Here is a 22,275-nt window from a genome sequence, read left to right on the forward strand (position 1 = left end):
AAATTATGTCAGAAGTAAAAGAATCTTTGTTCTCGAAGAAAAATAGAAGTTTGCTGTCAGATCCTTTAAATGACAATAACCCAATTACAGTTCAAGTATTAGGAATTTGTTCTGCGTTGGCAATTACGGTTCAGTTAAAACCGGCGATTGTAATGGCTTTATCTGTAACAGTTGTTACCGCATTCAGTAATGTTGCTATTTCATTATTACGAAATTTAATCCCGAACAGAATTCGTATTATTGTTCAATTGGTTGTTGTGGCCGCCTTGGTAATTTTAGTTGACCAAGTTTTAAAAGCTTATTCGTATGATGTAAGTAAACAACTTTCCGTATTTGTTGGTTTGATTATTACCAATTGTATCGTTATGGGGCGTTTAGAAGCTTTTGCATTGGCAAATAAACCATGGCCTTCCTTTTTAGACGGAATTGGAAATGGTGCCGGTTATGGATTATTACTTATAATTGTTGCATTTTTTAGAGAATTACTTGGTTCAGGTAAGCTTTTTGGAATGGAAATTCTAGGTCATAAAGGTGCAACATTAGCCGAATCTACAGGATTGTATGCTTGGGGTTATGAAAACAACGGTTTAATGTTATTGTCGCCAATGGCGTTAATTGTTGTTGGAATTATCATTTGGTTACAACGTTCGAAAAACAGAAAATTAATTGAAAAACACTAATCATAGCCTCGCTATTTAAAAATTATAACAATGCAAGAGTTAGCTAGTTTATTTGTAAAAAGTATTTTCATTGAAAATATGATTTTTGCCTACTTTTTGGGAATGTGTTCCTATTTAGCGGTATCAAAAACGGTAAAAACTGCCGTTGGATTAGGTGTAGCTGTGGTGTTTGTTCAAGCTATTACAATTCCGGTAAATTATTTATTGGATAATTATTTATTAAAACCTGGAGCATTATCTTGGTTAGGAGAGGATTATGCAGCTTATGATTTAAGTTTTTTAAGCTTTATTATGTTTATAGCTGTTATTGCTTCGATGGTACAGTTGGTTGAAATGATTGTTGAAAAATTTGCACCTGCTCTTTATGGAGCACTAGGTATTTTCCTTCCATTAATTGCTGTAAACTGTGCTATCTTAGGAGGATCGTTGTTTATGCAACAAAAAGATTTTGGAACACTTACTGAAGCAGTTACTTACGGTGTTGGTTCAGGTGTGGGTTGGTTTTTAGCAATTTTAGCAATAGCTGCTATCAGAGAAAAAATAGCTTATTCACACGTACCAGCTCCATTACGTGGATTGGGAATTACTTTCCTCATCACAGGTTTGATGGCTATTGCGTTTATGAGTTTTATGGGAATAAAAATATAATTTTACACAGATAAAAATGGAGTATTCAGTTATTGCAGCCAGTGTAGTAGTTTTTCTTTTAGTAGTTTTTCTTTTAGTAGGTATATTATTAGGAGCTAAGGCAAAATTATTACCATCAGGACCAGTTAAAATTAAAATCAACGGTGAAAACGAAATCGAAGTTGAATCTGGAAATAGTCTATTGTCCACACTTGGTAACAGCAAGATTTTCTTGCCTTCTGCTTGTGGTGGTGGTGGAACATGTATTCAATGTAAATGTATAGTTACAAACGGAGGAGGATCAATTCTTCCAACTGAAGAACCACATTTTACCAGAAAAGAAATCGCAGAAGGATGGCGATTAGGCTGTCAGGTAAAAGTGAAAAACGACATGGTTATCGAAGTACCTGAGGAAGTTTTCGGTATCAAAAAATTTGAAGCTAAAGTTTATTCAAACTACAATGTTGCATCATTTATTAAAGAATTTATTGTTGAATTACCAGAGGATATGCATTATGAAGCCGGAGGTTACATTCAAATTGAAATTCCTAAATGTGAAGTTAAATATACTGATATCGATATCACTGCTCATCCGGTTGAACACCCGGGAGAGCCAGAAAAATTTAAAGCAGAATGGGATAAGTTCAATCTTTGGCCATTAGTAATGAAAAATGATGAGCTTGTTGAAAGAGCATATTCAATGGCTTCTTATCCTGCTGAGGGAAGAAAAATTATGCTAAATGTTCGGATTGCTACTCCACCATGGGATAGAAATATCAATGGTTGGGTAAAAGTAAATCCAGGTGTTGCTTCTTCTTATATTTTTTCAAAAAAAGCAGGTGACCCTGTTATAGTCTCAGGACCTTATGGTGAATTTTTCATCAACGAGTCAGAAGCAGAAATGTTATATGTTGGCGGTGGTGCTGGAATGGCTCCAATGCGTTCACATTTGTATCATCTCTTTAGAACTGTAAAAACCGGTAGAAAAGTTACCTATTGGTATGGAGGTCGATCTAAACGAGAATTGTTTTATACAGATCACTTTAGAGCATTGGAAAAAGATTTCCCGAACTTCAAATTTTATTTAGCTCTTTCAGAACCACTTCCGGAAGATAATTGGAAAGTAAAAGATGGAATTAATGGAGAAGGAGATGGTTTTGTAGGATTTATTCATAATGTTGTGATTGATAATTATTTATCAACTCACGAAAACCCTGAAGACATTGAATTATATTTCTGTGGTCCTCCAATGATGAATAATGCCGTTCAAAAAATGGGTGAAGATTTCGGTTTAGATCCTGAAAATATAAGATTTGACGATTTCGGAGGATAATTTTTTATCTCACGACAAAGTTATAATTTTAAACCATTAAGTAGTTAAGTTTCATTAAGCGTTAAAGCTTGATTATCTTAATTATTTAATGGTTTTTTCATTCTTTCAGTTTTCTTTTTTTGATTTAATTAAGAATCGTTTTTCGTAAATCTATTTACCTTTGTCCTATGGAAATTTTATCAAATCAAGAACTCCACAATGTAGCAATGAATCACGTGGGGAGGGAACTCGAAAAGCAAGGATTTGAGTTCATTGCAGTCAATAGTCAATTAAAACGACATCCTCAGTTTGTGTGTGTAGATAAACCTACTAACACATTGCATTTTGTGTTAGTAACGGTCTATAATTATCCGGACAATCCTGAAGATTATGATATTCTTTGGATGGAAACATTTAAAAGACATGCACAAAAACTAAAAGCCAAAGTGCTTTATGCTGGTGTTGGGATAGCAAATGCATTTGATTATGAAAAGCCAATTTTTAAAAATGAAGACTATATCATTAATTTTAATGGAATCAAAGAAATTACTTAGTTTGTGTACTATTCTGTTCTTCTTTTTTTCCTGCCAAAAAGAAGAAAAAGATAGACTTTTTGTTATTCAAGGGGAAGCACAAGGAAGTACTTATGCTATAAAATATAGCAGCACAAGTGAAGTAATCAACAAACAAAGTGTCGATTCTCTTTTACTAGCATTTGATCATTCACTTTCAACTTATCGAACCGATTCTAAAATTTCAAAAATAAACCTAGGTGATTCAACAATTGTTGTGGATGATTTTTTTGTAGAAACTTTTAAAACCTCTCAAAAAATTTACCAAGAAACTGATGGACTTTTCGATCCAACCATCGGCGTTTTAGTGAATGCTTATGGATTTGGTCCCAGCCAAGAAAAAATCGATTTGAATCCATCAAAAATAGATAGTTTATTACAATTTGTTGGATTTGATAAAGTTCAATTAAATGAAAATGGAACTATTTCAAAAAAATTCAGAGAGACGTATTTTGACTTCAATGCTATTGCTCAAGGCTATTCTGTAGATGTGGTTGTTAATTTCTTAAAATCCAAAGGAATTAAAAATGGCATTATAGAAATTGGAGGCGAAATATTCGCATTTGGAAGAAATAATGTAGAAAATAAAAATTGGATTGTTGGTATTGATGATCCAACTCAAAAGCCCGAGGAAAGAACCCTAATTGCCAAAATTAAATTAGAAAATTTAGGAATGGCTACCTCTGGAAATTACAGAAAGGTCAAGTTTGATAGCATAACCGGACAAAAGTATGTGCATATCATTAATCCCAAAACAGGCCTTTCTCAAAAAAGTTCCATGTTAAGTGCTACAGTTTTAGCACCAAGATGTATTGAAGCTGATGGTTATGCCACCGCTTTTATGATCATGGATTTTGAAAATATAAAAAAGATATTGAAAGGCCGGAGTGATCTTTATGTTTTATTAATTTATACGGATGAAAATAATACAATTCAACAATTCAAATCAGCTAATTTTCAGTCACTTATTTTAGAATGATTCTAAAAGTAGGTTTTTTCGTTAAAGAAATTATAATAAGTTTTAACCTTTAGAGTTATAGCTTTAGATTTACAAATCATTAATTATTTTTATATGAAAAAACTAAACAAACTATTCTTATTTTTACTTGCGTTACCTTCTTTGGTTTTTGCTCAAGAACTAAAATTAGACAGTCCGATTCCGATGGATCCATCAGTAAAAACCGGAAAACTAAAGAACGGATTAACGTATTATGTCAAGAAAAACGCAAAACCGGAAAACAAGGTTGACTTACGATTGGTTATTAATGCAGGATCAATTCTAGAAAATGATGATCAACAAGGCTTGGCTCACTTCATGGAGCACATGTGCTTTAATGGGACAAAGAATTTTCCAAAAAATGAACTGGTTGACTATTTGCAGAGTATTGGTGTAAAATTCGGTCAGCATTTGAACGCTTACACTAGTTTTGATGAAACAGTTTATTTTCTTCCCATTCCATCTAATGATCCTGAAAAATTAGAAAAAGGATTTCAAATTATTGAAGATTGGGCTTTCAACACAACTTTAACTCCGGAAGAAATAGACAAAGAAAGAGGTGTTGTTTTAGAAGAATACAGAATAGGATTAGGTGCAGACAAACGAATGATGGGCAGATTCATGCCTAAAATGATGTATAACTCACATTATGCCAAACGTCTTCCTATCGGTCAAAAAGAAATTTTAGAAAATTTTACCTATGATAAAGTAGTGAGTTTTTATAAAGATTGGTACAGACCCAATTTGATGAGTGTGATAGTTGTCGGAGATATTGATGTTGCAGAAATGGAGAAAAAAATCATAGCACATTTTTCACCTTACAAAAATCCAAAAAAAGAAAGACCAAGGGCTAAATTTGACGTTCCTAATCACAAAGAAACATTTGTGGCAGTAGAAAGTGATCCGGAAGCAGCTTTTACACAAGTTCAATTACTTTATAAAGATTATAATGAGCCAAAAGTGATTAGAACTATTGGTGATATGAAAGATGAATTGACTATTGGTTTGTTTGCTACGATGTTGAATAATCGTCTTGAAGAGAAAAGAAATTCCCCCAATCCTCCTTTCACTTACGGGTATTCATATTATGGAGAAACATACGCTAAAACCAAAAACGCCTTCCAGTCCTTTGCGATGGTTCCTCAAGATAAACAATTAGAAGCGTTGAAAATTCTTATAGAAGAGAATGAGCGAGTGAAAGCTTTCGGTTTTACAGCAGGGGAGTTAGAAAGAGCAAAAACAGATTTTTTAGCCCAAATTGAACAGCAATACAATGAAAGAGATAAGACAGAATCTGAAAATTATGTTTGGGAATACCAAAGTAATTTTTTACAGAATGATCCGGTTCCCGGAATTGAATGGACTTATTTAACCATGCAAAAATTGTTGCCAACTATTTCTATTGAGGAAACCAACAAATTAATTAACGGTTATATTAAAGAAGATAACAGAGTAGTTATTTTAACTGGTCCTGAAAAAGAGGGAGTGGTAAAGCCAACTGAACAAGAAGTTTTAAATTCAATGAAAATTGATAAATCGGCCATCACTGCTTATGTTGATAAAGCTGTTGCAGAGAGTTTATTGCGTAATCCAATTAAAAAAGGTTCGGTTGCTAAAAAAGAAACCAACGATAAAATTGGCACAACAACATTAACTTTATCTAATGGAGCAAAAGTAACCTACAAGAAAACAGACTTTAAAAACGATGAAATTCTATTTGAAGCTCTAAGTTTTGGGGGTTCTAATTTAATAGGAAACGATGAATTTGAAAAAGTGCAATGGGCAATGGGCGGACTTACTGAGGCCGGTTTTTCCGGGATGAATTTAAATGATATCAATAAATTCATGACCGGTAAAATTGCTAGAGTAAATCCATATGTGGGAGGAACGCAAGAAGGTTTCCGTGGTTCGGCGACACCAAAAGACTTAGAATATCTTTTTCAAACGGTATATGCTTATTTTACAGATTTGAATATGGATAAAGAAGCTTTTGAAAGTTATAAAATTAAACAAAATGGTTTCATGGCCAATATGAAAGCCATGCCAACAATGCATTTTCAAAATGAATTATATACCTATTTAAATCAGGATAATCCTCGTTTTAAAGGAATTATTCCGGATGATGCTGCTTGGGAAAAAACAGATTATGAATTGGCTCATAAAAAATTCAAAGAACGTTTTGCAAATGCTGCAGACTTCCATTTTTATTTTGTTGGTAATATTGATGAACAAAAATTGGAAGAGTTCGCGAGCCAATACTTAGCCTCTTTGCCATCAAACGGAACCACAGAAAAAGCAGTTGATTTAGGATATAGAATGAAAAGCGGCGACTTGAAGAAAGTCGTTAAAAAAGGGAAAGATCCTAAAAGTACTGTGAATATTATGTTCTATGGCGATTGTTCGTATGATGCCAAAGAAGCTCTTGCCTTAAGAGCTGCCGGAGAAGTTTTAACTATAAAACTAATTGAGGAATTACGTGAAAACGAAAGTGGTGTATACGGAGCGAGTGCAAGAGGCGGTATGAACAAAGTGCCTAACGGAAGTTATAATTTTACAATTAATTTCCCTTGTGGACCGGAGAATGCGGAAGCATTAACACAATCTGCTTTGAGAGAATTAAATAAAATTATCGAGAACGGTCCAGAAGAGAAAGATGTAAACAAATTCAAAGAAGCCGAGAAATTAGACTATAAAGAAAAAATCAAACAGAATAATTACTGGATGTCTTATTTAACACGTTCTTTTACCTATGGAGTTTCAGCAGATGAAATTTTGCAAGTAGAGCAAAAAATCGATGCAGTTACGGCAAAAGATATTCAGGCAGTGGCTAAAAAATACCTTTCAAAAGATAAGGTTGTAGCCATGTTAATGCCGGAAGAATAATTTACAAAATCATATAATCATCAACTAGCCCACGATTGTAATCGTGGGTTTTGTTTTTATTTAAAACAAACCGGAATAATTTCTCCTTTTGCTAAACAATATTTCTCCACCAATTCAGGTGAAATTTTTGAAGTATAATCTTCCTCGATAACCTTAAATCCAATGCTTCTCAATTTGTCAAAATAATCTCTGCCATAAACTCGTACATGGTCGTATTGACCAAAAATTCGGGCTCTTTCTTTTTCATCTGATATCGAATCATCCGAAAAAGTAGTGGCTCTTGACAAATCTTGCGGAATTTGAAAAATCCCCATTCCACCGGGTTTTAAAACGCGATACAATTCTTGCATCGCTTTCTTGTCATCCGGAATATGCTCCAAAACATGATTACATAAAATCACGTCATACGAATTATCTTCAAACGGAAGATTACAAATATCCGCTTTCACATCAGCTAACGGCGAAAGTAAATCAGTAGTGGTGTACGCCAAATTCTTTTGATTTCTAAAACGCTTATAAAATGCTTGCTCCGGAGCAAAATGGAGTACTTTTTTTGGAGCAGTAAAAAAATCAGTTTCCTTATTCAAATACAACCATAACAAACGATGCCTTTCTAACGAAAGTGTACTTGGAGACAATACATTATTGCGTTGCTTTCCATATCCGTAAGGCAAAAACATCCTGAAACTTTTTCCGTCAATTGGATCGGTAAATCGATTTCCTTTCAGTAATAATGCCAAGATTGGCCGCACTACATAACTCAATCGAATCAATATTGGCCGCGGAATGGTATTTAATAGTAGCTTAAAAACTTTTTTCATCAAATTTTAGTTAATATAAGGCCAATGACAATAAGTATTGTTATGATAAATAATAAGACCAAGTATAATCCAAAAAATAGAGGAACATATAAAATACCTGAAACAAGTGTTTGTTTAAGATTTTGATTATACAGTTTCTTTAAAGCATATAGAGTAAACACAATAAAAATAACCAAAAATAGTAAGCTATAAGTTTGAAAAGCTACGCCAAAATAATTTACTAAAATTACTTGAAGTAATAATGATGTAAAACCAAGATTTGTTTGGAGATAACTATTAAATACCAAATGTTCAAAAAAATTGTGCCCTTTTTTATAATATACTAAATAGCTTGTTAAGGAGTAAATCGGGATTAAAGACAAAACTAAAAAATTATAATATCCCATTAATGACTCCATAAGGGATTTCATGTCAATTTTTAAATCATCTTTTGGACTTTTAGTAGTGTTAAATCCTTTTGAAAAACCATCTGAAAATTCCATAATTGATTCCATCGGAAAAAATTTATAGAAAAAAACCGCTATGGTAGCATATAATACAATATAGGAAAAGGGATGAAAATACTTTTTTCTTGCACCACTAATATAGGCCTCCAAAACATCTTTCGGATTTTTAAACATTCCGAAAAAAGTTCTCCAAAAATTGTTATCCCAACTAAAAAACGGCCCGACGAATTCTTCCCACGTTCCTTTTAAAGAAAGGCGTTCGTCAACTATTTTAGCACCGCAATTTGGGCAATATTTTGCTACAGCATCGATTGAATAATCACAAGTTTTGCAGTTCATAAGTTGGATATTTTTATTTTAAGTGAATTCAATATAAGTACAAATTTCAACGTCTTGTTTTCCCTTTCTTTGGAGGAAGTAAAGGTTACCTCCTAAACTCTTTCTCCTCATCACTCACAATCCCTAACGCATCATACACATATTGAAACGTTGAAAGCAATTCCGGTTTTCCATCAATCAATGCTACATTATGTTCAAAATGAGCACTTGGTTTCATGTCAGCAGTCAGAATTGTCCAACCGTCTTTGAGTTGTTTGATGTTTTTGGTGGCCATGTTTATCATCGGTTCAATAGCTACAACCATCCCTTCTACAAATAATTTTCCCCGACCGCGTTTGCCATAATTCGGCATCTCCGGATCTTCATGCATTTTTCGTCCCAAACCGTGTCCAACCAATTCTCGCACAACGCCATAGCCATGTGACTCACAATATTTTTGAATGGCGTTACCAACATCTTCCACACGGTTGCCCGCTTTAAATTCACGAATACCAACATATAATGATTCTTTGGTCACTTTCAGCAACTTTTTAGTTTCCGGAGCTACTTCACCAATTTCAAATGAGTACGCATGGTCACCATAAAATTCATTCATCAACACCCCACAATCCACCGAAATCACATCGCCGCTTTCCAACGGTTTATTGTTTGGAATTCCATGAACCACCTGAGCATTCGGACTCATACATAACGAGTTCGGAAAACCATACAACCCCAAAAATGCCGGAACTCCGCCATGGTCACGAATAAATTCTTCAGCTAATTTATCTAAATACAAGGTCGTAACACCGGGCTTAATCTCCTTTGCAATCATGCCAAGCGTTTTAGAAACCAAAAGCGAACTCGCTCGCATCAACTCAATTTCTTCTCGGGTTTTTGGGATAATCATAATCAAATTTTAAAGGCACAAAGGTACACATTTTTATGTTTTTTTTGATAGAAGCTATTTCCCGTCATCCGCTACAAGCTTTTTTGTCTTGAGGTGTTTTTCTAAGACAAAAAAAGAGCTTCTAAGGTCGCTTTTTTTTATCAAGAAAAAACTGCCTCAATCCTGCAAAAGGCTTTCCGCTACTACCGGGGCTAAAATCAGCAAAAACAATGAGAAATATCAGTTTTCAAACCAAAAATCACCCTTATCTTTGTTCAAAATTTAGGAATTATGAGCAAATATGTCACCGCAGAGCAAGCCGTAAAAGTCGTTAAATCCGGCGATAGGGTTTACGTTCAAGCTGCTGCTGCCTCACCAACCGTTTTAACCAAAGCACTAACAAACAGAGCCTCTGAACTAAAAAATGTAGAAATTTGCCACTTGCACACCGAAGGAGAAGCACCATACGCCAACCCTGAGTTAGCAGCGAGTTTTCATGTCAATTCTTTTTTTATCGGGGCCAATGTTCGTCATACGCTTAAAGCCGGAAACGGTTCTTATACACCGGTTTTTTTGAGTGAATTACCTAATTTATTTCGCAAAAATGTATTGCCATTAGATGTTGTTTTTATCCACGTTTCACCACCTGACAGACATGGTTATTGTTCATTGGGGGTTTCTGTAGAAGCAACAGTGGCAGCCATTGAAAATGCAAAAGTTGTCATCGCACAAGTGAATCCACAAATGCCAAGAACGTTTGGCGACGGAATTTTACACGAATCTGAAATAGACTATTTAGTGGAAGTCAATGAGCCAATTTTTACCCATGGCATTGAAGTATTTACCCCCGAAGAAGAAATTATAGGAAATTATATTGCCTCACTAATTGAAGACAAAAGTACACTTCAAATGGGAATTGGTTCCATTCCAAATGCAGCTTTGAGTAAATTAACTAATCATAAAGATTTAGGATTACACACCGAAATGTTTTCGGATGGTGTGATAGACCTAATTGAGAATGATGTAATCAATTGTAATTACAAAGGAACCACACGAGGAAGAGTTTTAGCTACATTTCTGATGGGTTCACGGCGGTTATATGATTTTGTTGATGATAATTCTTTTGTCGAATTAAAAGAATCTTCTGCGGTAAATGATACGGCAAGAATTCGTAAAAATCCTAAAATGGTTGCTATCAATTCCGCTATCGAAGTGGATGTAACCGGTCAAGTTTGTGCCGACTCTATTGGAGGAAAATTGTATTCCGGGGTAGGTGGCCAAATGGATTTTATGCGAGGAGCATCATTAAGTGTCGGAGGAAAAGCAATCATTGCACTACCCTCGCAAACCAAAAGAGGAGAAAGTAGAATTGTACCTTTTTTAAAACAAGGTGCCGGTGTGGTGACCACTCGTTCCCATGTTCATTATATTATAACCGAATACGGTATAGCCAATCTTTACGGAAAAACCCTAAAACAACGCGTAGCCGAAATGGTAAAAATAGCTCACCCCAACCACCGTGAGTGGATTGACAAGGCATATTATGAAATGATGGAAATTAAAAAGATGGTTTTTTGATTTCTAGTTTGGAGGTTTAAAAGTTTAGGAGTTTAAAAGTTTAAAAGGGATTAAGGTTAATAAATATGTATTCTATCTGAATTTCCTTTTAAACTCTTAAACTTCTATTTTTCAACTTAACTACTCATTAAACTGCGGATTCGCAATTAATTTAAACAAATCGGCATTGGAAGCACAGAATCGTAATTGGGTGTCGATTTGTTGCAAACTAGAACTTAATAAACTATTCTCTCTCGAATTAATTAAAAATAGTGAACTTTCTCCAAAAAAGAACATTCGTTCTTCGGCTTCAAGCATCGTTGTAAAGTTATCTACTAATTCATTCGCTATGTCAATTTGCTCTTTCAACGAACTGATTTCCTGCAATTGATAATCAATTTTGTTTCGCAGAACTTGGTTTTCAAGTTGCAAATCTAATTCCGCATCTTGTAATTTGAACTTCGCCACTTTAAAATTTCCTCTTTCTTTTCGCAGAAAAAGAGGAAAGCTAAAGTTGATGCCATACTTATAATTAACCGTGTTAAAATCTCGAACAAATTCCGGTTCCGATAAATAATTGTAATTCAAATTAATGGTAGGTTTTAACAAATCGCCTTTCAGCCGTTTTTCCACCTCTAAAATAGATACTTTATTCTGTAGCGAACGTATTTTCGGATGGTTTTGAAAATCAATGTCGGCTAATAATAGTCCGTTTGTTTTTAATGTATTTTCCACCTTTTTTTCCAATTCAGTTTCCGGTGAAATTCCGTCTTGTAATTCTAAAGGTAAATTATTTTCAAACCATAAAAAATTCGATAATTCCAACTTTGATTTAAGCAATTTTAAGCGTGATTGCTCCAAACTTAACTTGCGGGATTTAACCAATATTCCGGCTTCAATGCTATCAATAGCAGGACGATCACCGGCTGTGATTAATCCTTTTATACCATCATAACGAAATTGAGCATTCTTTAAAAAAGTTTCATAGAGTTTGTATTCGTTATAATTCCTATACCAATTAAAATAACTGTTTGATGCAATATAAAGCACATTGGCTACTTCCAAGTCGCGTTCGGCCTGTGATAAATTGTTAAAAATTTTGGCTTTTTTCAAATCGGCCATTCGGTCATTTATTAACAAACCTTGCCCAATGGGAACCGAAATTCCGGCCATTGCTAATCCATTAGTGGGAACTGTATTTTGCGGATTAAGAAAAACACCATCCATACGATCAAAACCGGCTTTAATTTCGATACCATACCAAGTCGGAATTTTGAAAGTTGAATTCAATAAATCAAAATATTCAGAATTTTTAAATTGTTTGTTTTCATAATCCACCTCAATTTTAGGATCAAATCCACCACGAGCGGCAATGATTCCGGCTTGAGCTTGACTTACTTCTAAATTGGCTTGTTTGACCAACGGATGAAATTGTTTTACATAACCCAAATAAGCATCCAAGGTCAAAATGGAATCTGTAGCCAAATTTTGTGACCAAGAAACAACTGAAAAAAGCAATAAAAGATAGGCTTTGTTTTTCATTGGATGATTATTTTTTTGTTTCTGTGGTAGGAGTTGGGGTATAAAAATTGGGCGGGAATCCATTTAGTTTTCGCCATAATTCATACCAAATCGGGACATTATCCAATAAAGCAAAGGTTTGTGCACCAGCACCGATATTCAGTTCTTTTGGCCAAGGTTTATCTTCTGGATCTTGAGCAATCAACACACGGTATTTCCCGTTAACACTAATAAAATTTTCAACCGCCACAATTTTTCCACCAAAAGTTCCATAGGAAGAATTGGGCCAACCGCTAAAAACAATCGTTGGCCAGCCGTCAAACCAAATACGTACTTTTTCACCTTTGTGAATCAGTGGCATATCAATAGGGTCAATATAGGTTTCTACGGCAATATCGTATTTAGATGGCATAATACTTACAACCGGCGTTCCTTCTTTGATAGTTTCACCAATTCCCGATTGCAAGGCACGGTTCACATATCCGTTTTGAGGAGCTTTGATGTAATACAGCTCGTTTCGTATTTTATAATTGGTTACCTGATTCTGAAGTTTATTCACTTGAGCTTCGGTATCGAACTGACTACTTAAAGCTGTAAATCGCTCACTTTGAGCTTTTGAAATTTTATCGGTATACTCCGCTGTGATACGATTTATTTCAACACGGGCATTTATCAATTCATTTTTGGCGGTCAATAATTTGTTTTGTTGTGTGATGATTTTCGCTTCTGATTCTTGCAACTTTAAGCGTTTGTCTTCCACGTCTGTCATCGGTTTTAAGCCTTCTTTGTTTAAATCTTGCGATCGTTTGAACTGGGTTTGAGCAATTTTAAGTTGAGTTTTTACTGCTTCCAAATCCATACTATCGCTTTTTACTTTTAAAAGCGATTGTTCAATTTTATTTCTGGCTTGTTCAAGTTTTAAAACTCGTTCACGTTCAATAGCTGTAATTTGGGAAGAAAGTGAGTTCGCTTTTCCTTCGTATGACTCTTCAGAAAGTATTTTTGCTTTCATCTGATTTTCGGTGTTATCCACCAAATTAGGGTCAAAATAGTCATCTTTTATCTCCGAGATAAACAGAATTGTATCGCCTTTGTTTACATATTGTCCTTCGGAAACATACCATTTTTCGATTCTTCCTGCAATTGCTGTGTGGATGGTTTGCGGACGTTGTTCCGGCGAAACGGTAGTTACAAATCCCGAACCTTGTATGTTTTGTGTCCAGGGTAGTAAAATAAACAAACAACTTCCAATCATAAACCACATCAACAAACGATTGAATGTTTTGAAATACCTTCTTTCACTCAATTTTTGAATGGTATTGAAACGAGTCAGATTTACTTTCTCATTAATGTTATTTCGTGATATATTCAACATATTATTTTGTATCTGAAATTAGTTTTCCTTTGTCTAATGTTATGATTCTATTGCATTTTTCTTTCCAATAATCATTTTTAGAAGTTACAATCACTGTCCAATTATTCTCTTTTGATAAGATAAAGTCGATGATTTCTTTACTTTCATCATCATCCATTTTATCGAATGGATTTTCTAAAAACAAAACTAAAGGATCGTTTACAATTGCTCTCGCCAACAGAATTTTTTGTGCTAAAGAGGAAGGTAATTGTTTTCCTTCGGTAAGGATTTTTTCATCTAATCCTTTGGGCATTCTTTTAATTACTTCTGTTAATTTTATTTTTTCCAACACCAGTTTTAATTTCTCTGTTGAGATTTTTGGGTTTTTAAAAGCGATGTTTTCAGCAATTGTTCCTTCAAACAAGGATTGTCCTTCCGTAATAATACCAATTTGTGACCGATATTGTTCAATATTTATTTTATTGTAATGTTCGTCATTAATATAAATTGAACTTCCGTTACTGTGAATCAATCCTGCCAATATGCGTAGTAATGTAGTTTTACCGGATCCATTTTTCCCAACTAGACATATTTTTTCACCTTGTTTGATGTTGAGTGAAATTGAGTTTAGAATTTTTTTGTTAGAATCCGGAAATGCAAAATTTAAATGATCAATTTCAAATTGAATATTTTTATAGCAGAACGTGATCTCTGAATTGTCTTCTTCTTCAATTTCCATGTCTACTACTTGCCCAATTTTTTCTATTGAAGTTAATACATCATAAAAAGTTTCAAGTCCAACAATAATTTTTTCTACCGAATTAATTACCAAAAGAATAATGATTTCGGCGGCTACAAACTGACCAATATTTAATTGCTGTTGAATAACTAAGTAACCTCCAATTAAAAGTAATCCGGCAGAGATAAGTGCTTTAAAACCAATTAATTGAATGAATTGTTTTTTGATTACTTGAAAATGACTTTCTCTGGATTTTAGGTATTCCGTAACTAATTTGTCATTTTTACTCAGTGCAAATTCTGATTCGATTTTGCTTTTAAAGCCAAAATAATTTCTTGCAATTTCCTGAATCCAGTGGGCAACTTTATACTTGTATTTTGATTCTGTTAAACTCGTTTTTAATCCGTTTTCAAAGGAAATTCTAAAAATCAAATACAACACAATAAAAAGTAAGAGTCCAAACAAAATGAACAATGGATGATAAATGGAAAGTAATAATAGTCCGAAAATAATTTGCAACAACGATTCGGAGTAATCTAAAATCAATTTAGCTACGCTTTTTTGAACTGTAATAGTGTCAAAAAATCGATTGGCTAGTTCCGGTGGATAATTATTATTGAATTCTGTATATTTTATTTTCGGGAATCGAAAAGCAAATTCAAATGAGGAACGAATAAATATTTTCTGTTGAATGCTTTCAGTAATTCTCAGTTGCATAAGCCTCAAAATACCATTAAAAATGATACCTAATAGAACGACTGTAACCAAAATAATCCATGATAGACTGACCCGTCCACCTTGAATAAGATTGATAATGGCTTGTACTCCCAGCGGTAACGAAAGACTCACAATACCTGAAAAAATAGCATAGAAAAACACTTGATAAATGTCTTTTTTATCCATTTTTAAGAGGTTAATGAACCGTTTGAGTGGCGTTGTAGAATTTGATTTTTTTTCCATGATTAACTGATTTGTTTTAAAACTAACGTTTTGAAAAACTCAGTGGGTGTGTTTTTTTCAGAACAATCCGTGATTGATTTAAAATGGTCTTTGAGATAGTGTTGATGTAAAGCTCCTTCAACAAGTGTTGAAACAAGACTTTTAGCAAAAGGATAAGATGGATTTACCTCCTTAACCATTTCAATAATTCGATTAATGACACGTTTGTAAATTAAAAAATAGCCTTCTTTGTTTTCTTCATCTACCTCTTTTGTAAGATAGGATTTTGAGAATTCGCAGATGATGATTTTGTGTAAAATAATTTCATTAATATGTGGATGATTGTTGTCAGTTAGTATTTCTTCCGTTACAATTTCGATTGCTTTTATCAATTTGTCTTGCGGGTTTGAAATGCTGTTAGTGGAAAGTACTAATTTGAATTCTATCCAACCCCAATACCAAGAGGTTAAGTAAAGTAAAAGTTTATGTTTACTTTCAAAATAACGATAGATAGAACTTTCGTTAGAACCAATTCTTTGACCTAATTTTTTAAAAGTAAAATTATCAAACCCAATTTCATCAATGAGTAAAATACTGTTTTCAACAATCTTTTTCCCTAATTCTGAGGTTTCAGGATCTTTGACATAAATTTTTGGACTGATGTTTATTTTGATGCCTTCCAAAATGTTTTTCATACAGTAACTTTTTACGAATATAATTTAATAATGCAAAATTAATAGTATTGCTATTGATATTGAAATTGATTAACTAAATTTTAATAGTTGTACATGGGAACCATAAAAAAAAGTCCCACCGAAGCAGGACTTAAGATTTTCATCTACGGCATATAGCCTTATTGTGATAAGATTAAAGATTTGAAATATTAATCTGAAAACAAATATAAGAAAAAACTTTTTTTGATGGATTACGGATTTCCGTAAAAATGGTAAAAATCTTTTTATTAAATTTATGAATTGATTTAAAAGCAGATAGATATGGCAAAAATTTTAGGGTTGGATTTAGGGACGAACTCGATAGGGTGGGCGATTGTGGAAAAAGATGGAAATGATTTTTCTCTTGTTGATAAAGGCGTTAGGATATTTTCAGAAGGAGTAAATATTGAAGCAAAGACTAATAGCGAAAGTTCTAAAGCAGCAAAACGAACAGAATTTAGAAGTGCAAGAAAAATAAAATATAGACGAAAAATCAGAAAAATTCAATTGTTAAAAGTTCTTTCTGATAATAATTTATGTCCGAAATTATCAGATGATGAATTGAATGATTGGCGATATAAAAAGATTTATCCTCAAAATGATGAATTCAGAATTTGGTTGAGTACAGATAATCAAGATAGTAAAGAGGAAAGAAAGAAACAAAATAAGAATCCATATTCTTATCGATTTAAAGCCGCAACTGAAAACCTAAATTTGAACAAAAGAGAGGATAGATTTATTTTAGGAAGAGCTTTTTATCATATTGCACAAAGACGTGGTTTTTTGAGTAATCGATTAGATAATTCAGATAATTCGATTATTGAAGAAAAAAATTCTGAAATAACATCAATAATTAATGATGCAAATTCGATTGTTGAGTTTTCTGAGGCATTTTCAGAATTTTTGTCATCATTTGACAAAGATGATATAAGCACTAGCCCGATGTTCAAGTTATTAAGAGCTTTTAACGCAATTATAAAAGAAAATTCTGCATTAGTTTATACAGATTTAAAGGACAAACTTCACGAAAGATTAAACAAAAAAGAATTTCTTGGACCTGTTAAAAGAGCAATTAGTGATTTAACTGAAAAGATAAAAGAGCAAAACTGTTCTACTTTAGGTGAATATTTTTATAAATTATATAAAAAGGGAGAAAAAATTCGAGGTGAATATACACATCGAATTGATCATTATTTTACGGAATTTAATTTTATCTGCAACAAACAGAATATTCCGAATGAAATAAAAGAGGCAATTGAAAAAACTATCTTTTTTCAAAGACCATTAAAATCGCAAAAAGGTTTGGTTGCAAAATGTCCGTTAGAAAACAGAAAAGCTTGTGTGCCAATTTCACATCCTGATTTTGAAGAATTCAGAATGTTAAGTTATTTGAATAATGTTAAAATAAAATTTCCATTAGATGAAAAGTTAAGATTATTAAATGAAGATGAAAGAGAGCAAATAGAATCATTGTTTTTTAGAAAATCTAAAGCCAATTTTGATTTTATTGATATAGCCAAAAAGTTAACTCCAAAAGGATTGGTTCCAAAATATTATAAAGACAAAGAAATTTCTAATGAAAATGTTTTGTTCAATTATACTTTAGGAAGTAATGTTGCAGGCTGTCCAACTATTGCAAATTTGGTTGATGTTTTCGGGATAAATTGGAAAGAATATTTACTATCAAATTATGAAAAAAATACCAAAACAGAAGGGTACATAAAAGTTCAGAAATCAATTGAAGATATTATAGATGACGTTTGGCATGTATTATTCCGGTTTGATAATGAAGATTTGCTAAAACAATTTGCCATTGAAAACCTTAATTGCGATGAAAAAAAAGCAACCAAATTTTCTAAAATAAAACTCAAACAAGATTATGGTTCTTTGAGTTTAAAAGCAATTCGAAATATTCTACCTTATTTAAAACAAAATCTTATTTACTCACACGCTGTTTTTTTGGCAAACATGAAAAATATTTTGCCACTAGAAATATGGAATAATGATGAAAATAGAAACGTTATAAACAAGGAGATTAATTCAATTATTGAAAATTATAAATTGTATAGTAATAATATAGACATCGTTAACGGATTAATTAAAAACGTAAAAAAGGAAAATGGAACTTGGAGTTCAACCAATAGTTTTTTAGCTGATGCATACAGAAACGGATTAGAAAAACAAGTAAAAGACTTTTTTGGAACAAAAAAATGGAATGAAACACCAGAAAATTTTCAAACCAAAATTTTAGCAGAATGTTTTGAACTTTTTTCAAATCAAATGAAACTCAATTCAGAAAGAGGAGAATTTGCAAAGAAGCAAACTATTGATGAAATTTTGAAAACTTTTTTAAGTGATAATTTTAATGTTAATGAAGAAAGTTTGAAAAAGTTATATCATCCATCAGCAATTGAAGTCTATAAAAAAGCCAAAAGAAGCGATGTTGATGGCAAGAAATATTTAGGAAGTCCTTTGATTTCTTCAATAAAAAATCCAATGGCAATGCGATCATTGCATCAATTGAAAAAAGTGGTTAACCAATTGATAAAAGATGATATGATTGATGAAGAAACCATTATTCATATTGAAATGCCTAGAGAGTTAAACTCTTCTAACGAGCGTGTAGCAATAAGACAATGGAATGAGATTTTAAAAGACAGAAGAAACAAACATAGTGAAGCAATAAAATCCATTTTTAAAGGTGAAATTAAAACGGAAGGTTGTGATGATGTAAATTCTAATTATAATGATTACGAACCAACAGAAACTGATATTCTAAAATATCAACTTTGGATTGAGCAGAATAAAGTTTGTCTTTACACGGGGAAAACAATTTGTTTGTCTGATTTTATTGGCAATAATCCAAAGTTTGATATAGAACACACTATCCCTAGAAGTAGAAGTTTAGATAACTCTCAGATTAATAAAACCTTGTGTTGTGCAACCTATAATCGTCAAACCAAAAAAGACAGAATTCCATTTGAATGTCATAATCATGAAGGGATTTTACCGAGAATTAAACATTGGTACGCAAAAGTTAAAGATTTAGAAAATCAAATTAAAGACATAACCAAAAAAGTAAAAGCTGCTTCAACCAAAGATAAACGTGATAAATACATTATTGAAAGAACCAAATTACGCTTTGAGTATTCTTATTATTTCAATAAGTATAAATCTTTTACAAGGGAAGAAGTACCAGAGAGTTTTAAAAACAGCCAATCGGTTGATATTGGTATCATTAGTAAATACGGAAATTTATTTCTTAAAACGGTTTTCAGTAAAGTCTATCCAATCAAAGGAAAAACTACTGCTAATTTGCGACAAATGTGGGGATTAAATGAAAAATCAAGAGACAATCATGCTCATCATGCCAAAGACGCAGTTGTTGTTGCTTGTTGTACAAGAGATATTAATGATGCTTTAGCCAATTATTACCACGAATTAGAACAAAATGAATTTTATGGAAAACCAAAGCCATCATTTTCGCACAGAATACCGTGGGAAGGTTTTCATAAAGATGTAGATGAATTTGATAACAATACTTTAATAAGTCATCATACACCTGATAACTTACCTATTCAAAGTAAAAAGAAAATTAGAAAAAGAGGCATTATTCAACGAAATGCCAATAGTGAAGTAAAATACAAACAAGGTGATACGGTTAGAGGAACATTGCATAAAGAAAGTTATTATGGAGCTATAAAAAGAGAAGAAATTAACAAAAAAACAGGTGAAACCGAAGAAGTTGTCAAATATGTAAAGCGACAGGGAATCGAAATGTTCAAAGATGCAGATTTAAAAAATATCGTTGATGATAAAATAAAAGAAATTGTTACTAATGGAAGAGAGCAGGAAAAGCTTATCAAAAAAGAGATTGAAGATTTAAAAAAGCAGATGAAAAATGCAAAAGATGAAGAGGAGCAACCATTAAAAGATGCAATACAACTTCTTGAAAATAAAATTAAAAATGATTTATATGTATTGCCAAATAAAAACGGAAGCCCAATTCCAATAAAGAAGATTCGATATTATACAAGCGATGTAACCAATCCGTTATTCATAAAAAAACATCGTGATGTTTCTAGGCATGAACACAAACAATTCTATCACGCTAAGAATGATGGGAATTATTGCATGGCTTTGTATGAAGGAATAGACAAGATGGGTAAAATATCAAGAAGTAATCAATTGATAAATGTAATTGAAGCAGGAAAGTATTTTAAATTAAGTAATGTAGACAAAAAGTTATATCCTATTGCACCTGAAAAAGATGAAAATCTTAATCCATTAAAATATATTCTTACAAAAGGGAAAATGGTTTTGATTTATGATAAATCTCCAAATGAGTTATTTGAAATGTCAGAAGAGAAACTTTTAGAACGTTTATTTGAAATTACGCAGATGGATGTTGAAAAATCTGCTGAAATTAAATTATTGCACCATTCAGAGGCTAGAGATAAAAAAAGAATAACTGAATATATGGGTTTAAAAACAGGAATGAAAGGTGGAAAAAACATTGGGGAACATAAAAAATATCCTTGGATTAAAATTGGTGTAAATTCATTTGACTGTTTTGTAGAAGGATATGAATTTAAATTAACTCCAACTGGAAAAATTAATTTTTTAAAATAATTTTATTTGGTGTATATTTACACCACTAAATAATAAAATCATGGCACGACAAAGCATCACATTAGCCAATCAAAACGATGAATGGTTAAAAGAACAAGTAGCGAAGGAAGAATTTACGAGCAAAAGTGAAGCGGTGAATTATTTGATTAAACAAGCTCGTGAACGCGATGCGTATCACGAGTATGTGCAAATGAAAATTGATAGAGGTTTAAAAAGCGGTTTAGCACCAAAACAAACCAAAGAAGAAATGTTAGCTGAGTTCAAAAAGAGATTGAATGTTTTATAGTTATTTTCTAACTCGAGAAGCAAAAGAAGATTTGTGGAGAATTTATGAATTTGGCGTTCACAGATTTGGAGATACTCAAGCTGATAAGTATTTCTCAATGCTTCATGAATGTTTTGAAAAAATTGCATCCAATCCCTACCTATTTCCGGTAGTTTCAAATTATAAAAATGTAGAACGATTCTGTGTTTGTGGTGTTGACACGATTTATTACAATATCAAAGGTGATGAAATTGAAATCGTCACCATTATAGGAAGACAAAATTTTAAAGTTCATTGACATAAAATTTTCAAATGCTTAAACAACTCAAACCACAACGGAGTTTCGGCGATAGCTCACTCCGTTGTGGTTTGATTAAAGATTTGAAAACACGATATTCCATTGCACATTTTTTGGTCGAAGTCTTTTGTTGTGGTTTGATTAAAGATTTGAAAACACGATATTCAGTCGATATTACGCTGCAATTATTGCAAGGTTGTGGTTTGATTAAAGATTTGAAAACACGATATTATATTGATTTTTTAAATGGTCGTTTTGTGAGTTGTGGTTTGATTAAAGATTTGAAAACACGATATTCATCGGTACTTTCAATGTAACCACCGTATGTTGTGGTTTGATTAAAGATTTGAAAACACGATATTTACTTAGATTTAAGCACACTGTATCGGATGGTTGTGGTTTGATTAAAGATTTGAAAACACGATATTTTTAGTTGCGACAGTTAAAGAGTTATGTGGTTGTGGTTTGATTAAAGATTTGAAAACACGATATTTAAACAGACTTTCTCCTTTTATTTCAATTGTTGTGGTTTGATTAAAGATTTGAAAACACGATATTTAGCAGAAACAGAACCACCAGGACCATCTGTTGTGGTTTGATTAAAGATTTGAAAACACGATATTAGCGTCGCTTTTGTCGTTTGAATATCAATAAATTATCGTGTATTTTGTAAATAAAAAATGCTTCTTTTTTGCAGTGATAAGGCAAGATT

The 22,275-nt window shown here is 32.6% G+C and carries 17 protein-coding genes and 1 CRISPR repeat array; of the genes, 10 read left to right on the forward strand and 7 right to left on the reverse strand.

The features are described from left to right. Nucleotides 1-5 precede the first annotated feature (5 nt). The 6 genes from ACIQ0M_RS01950 (at nucleotide 6) to ACIQ0M_RS01975 (ending at nucleotide 7,071) form a co-directional block, all read left to right on the forward strand. The gene (locus tag ACIQ0M_RS01950; protein ID WP_396149166.1) at nucleotides 6-680 is read left to right on the forward strand and encodes an NADH:ubiquinone reductase (Na(+)-transporting) subunit D; all 675 of its coding nucleotides are present in this window, start codon (nucleotides 6-8) and stop codon (nucleotides 678-680) included. 30 nt (nucleotides 681-710) lie between these two features. Then, nucleotides 711-1,328, forward strand: a complete 618-nt coding sequence (gene nqrE / locus ACIQ0M_RS01955; protein ID WP_396149168.1) for an NADH:ubiquinone reductase (Na(+)-transporting) subunit E — start codon at nucleotides 711-713, stop codon at nucleotides 1,326-1,328. 16 nt (nucleotides 1,329-1,344) lie between these two features. Next, nucleotides 1,345-2,640 carry an NADH:ubiquinone reductase (Na(+)-transporting) subunit F gene (gene nqrF, locus ACIQ0M_RS01960; protein WP_396149170.1) on the forward strand — a complete coding sequence of 432 codons (1,296 nt, stop codon included), beginning with the start codon at nucleotides 1,345-1,347 and terminating at the stop codon, nucleotides 2,638-2,640. A gap of 167 nt (nucleotides 2,641-2,807) precedes the next feature. After that, nucleotides 2,808-3,173, forward strand: a complete 366-nt coding sequence (locus ACIQ0M_RS01965; RefSeq protein WP_396149171.1) for a Na(+)-translocating NADH-quinone reductase subunit F — start codon at nucleotides 2,808-2,810, stop codon at nucleotides 3,171-3,173. Then, complete coding sequence (locus tag ACIQ0M_RS01970) at nucleotides 3,151-4,170, forward strand: FAD:protein FMN transferase (protein WP_396149201.1); 1,020 nt, start codon at nucleotides 3,151-3,153, stop codon at nucleotides 4,168-4,170. The genes ACIQ0M_RS01965 and ACIQ0M_RS01970 overlap by 23 nt, the downstream gene beginning before the upstream one ends. 93 nt (nucleotides 4,171-4,263) lie before the next feature. Continuing rightward, on the forward strand, nucleotides 4,264-7,071 hold the full coding sequence (locus tag ACIQ0M_RS01975) for a M16 family metallopeptidase (protein ID WP_396149172.1): 2,808 nt from the start codon (nucleotides 4,264-4,266) through the stop codon (nucleotides 7,069-7,071). A gap of 56 nt (nucleotides 7,072-7,127) precedes the next feature. On the opposite strand, the gene ACIQ0M_RS01980 is transcribed toward ACIQ0M_RS01975, so the two are convergent. The 3 genes from ACIQ0M_RS01980 to map all read right to left on the reverse strand — a co-directional run bounded on the left by ACIQ0M_RS01980 (nucleotide 7,128) and on the right by map (nucleotide 9,566). Continuing rightward, nucleotides 7,128-7,892, reverse strand: a complete 765-nt coding sequence (locus ACIQ0M_RS01980; RefSeq protein WP_396149174.1) for a class I SAM-dependent methyltransferase — start codon at nucleotides 7,890-7,892, stop codon at nucleotides 7,128-7,130. Then, nucleotides 7,892-8,677, reverse strand: a complete 786-nt coding sequence (locus tag ACIQ0M_RS01985) for a DUF3667 domain-containing protein (protein ID WP_396149175.1) — start codon at nucleotides 8,675-8,677, stop codon at nucleotides 7,892-7,894. Before ACIQ0M_RS01985 ends, ACIQ0M_RS01980 begins: the two co-directional genes overlap by 1 nt. Nucleotides 8,678-8,762: 85 nt before the next feature. Further along, nucleotides 8,763-9,566, reverse strand: a complete 804-nt coding sequence (map, locus tag ACIQ0M_RS01990; protein WP_396149177.1) for a type I methionyl aminopeptidase — start codon at nucleotides 9,564-9,566, stop codon at nucleotides 8,763-8,765. A gap of 270 nt (nucleotides 9,567-9,836) precedes the next feature. Here map and ACIQ0M_RS01995 point away from each other — a divergent pair, with 270 nt between their 5' ends. After that, nucleotides 9,837-11,123 carry an acetyl-CoA hydrolase/transferase family protein gene (locus ACIQ0M_RS01995; protein WP_396149179.1) on the forward strand — a complete coding sequence of 429 codons (1,287 nt, stop codon included), beginning with the start codon at nucleotides 9,837-9,839 and terminating at the stop codon, nucleotides 11,121-11,123. Between the two features lie 120 nt (nucleotides 11,124-11,243). Here ACIQ0M_RS01995 and ACIQ0M_RS02000 read toward each other — a convergent pair whose 3' ends face one another. The 4 genes from ACIQ0M_RS02000 to ACIQ0M_RS02015 are packed head-to-tail and all read right to left on the reverse strand — an operon-like array spanning nucleotide 11,244 to nucleotide 16,350. Beyond that, a complete protein-coding gene (locus tag ACIQ0M_RS02000; protein ID WP_396149181.1) occupies nucleotides 11,244-12,644 on the reverse strand; it encodes a TolC family protein in 1,401 nt (466 codons plus the stop codon). Between the two features lie 7 nt (nucleotides 12,645-12,651). Further along, entirely contained in the window at nucleotides 12,652-13,998 is a 1,347-nt protein-coding gene (locus ACIQ0M_RS02005; protein WP_396149183.1) for an HlyD family secretion protein, read from the reverse strand. Nucleotide 13,999: 1 nt separating this feature from the next. Further along, on the reverse strand, nucleotides 14,000-15,676 hold the full coding sequence (locus tag ACIQ0M_RS02010; protein WP_396149185.1) for a peptidase domain-containing ABC transporter: 1,677 nt from the start codon (nucleotides 15,674-15,676) through the stop codon (nucleotides 14,000-14,002). A gap of 2 nt (nucleotides 15,677-15,678) precedes the next feature. After that, nucleotides 15,679-16,350 carry a TetR/AcrR family transcriptional regulator gene (locus tag ACIQ0M_RS02015; RefSeq protein ID WP_396149187.1) on the reverse strand — a complete coding sequence of 224 codons (672 nt, stop codon included), beginning with the start codon at nucleotides 16,348-16,350 and terminating at the stop codon, nucleotides 15,679-15,681. Between the two features lie 300 nt (nucleotides 16,351-16,650). Here ACIQ0M_RS02015 and cas9 point away from each other — a divergent pair, with 300 nt between their 5' ends. The 3 genes from cas9 to ACIQ0M_RS02030 are packed head-to-tail and all read left to right on the forward strand — an operon-like array spanning nucleotide 16,651 to nucleotide 21,563. Beyond that, nucleotides 16,651-21,000: a type II CRISPR RNA-guided endonuclease Cas9 gene (gene cas9, locus ACIQ0M_RS02020; RefSeq protein ID WP_396149189.1), complete on the forward strand. Its 4,350-nt coding sequence runs from the start codon at nucleotides 16,651-16,653 to the stop codon at nucleotides 20,998-21,000. A 40-nt stretch (nucleotides 21,001-21,040) separates the two neighbouring features. After that, nucleotides 21,041-21,286, forward strand: coding sequence for a type II toxin-antitoxin system ParD family antitoxin (locus tag ACIQ0M_RS02025; RefSeq protein ID WP_396149191.1), 246 nt, complete (start codon nucleotides 21,041-21,043; stop codon nucleotides 21,284-21,286). Beyond that, nucleotides 21,276-21,563, forward strand: a complete 288-nt coding sequence (locus ACIQ0M_RS02030) for a type II toxin-antitoxin system RelE/ParE family toxin (RefSeq protein WP_396149193.1) — start codon at nucleotides 21,276-21,278, stop codon at nucleotides 21,561-21,563. The genes ACIQ0M_RS02025 and ACIQ0M_RS02030 overlap by 11 nt, the downstream gene beginning before the upstream one ends. Before the next feature lie 63 nt (nucleotides 21,564-21,626). Next, nucleotides 21,627-22,186: direct repeats of the CRISPR family, unit length 36 nt; unit sequence GTTGTGGTTTGATTAAAGATTTGAAAACACGATATT. Nucleotides 22,187-22,275: the final 89 nt, after the last annotated feature.

Source organism: Flavobacterium sp., from assembly GCF_044339515.1.
GTDB lineage: Bacteria > Bacteroidota > Bacteroidia > Flavobacteriales > Flavobacteriaceae > Flavobacterium.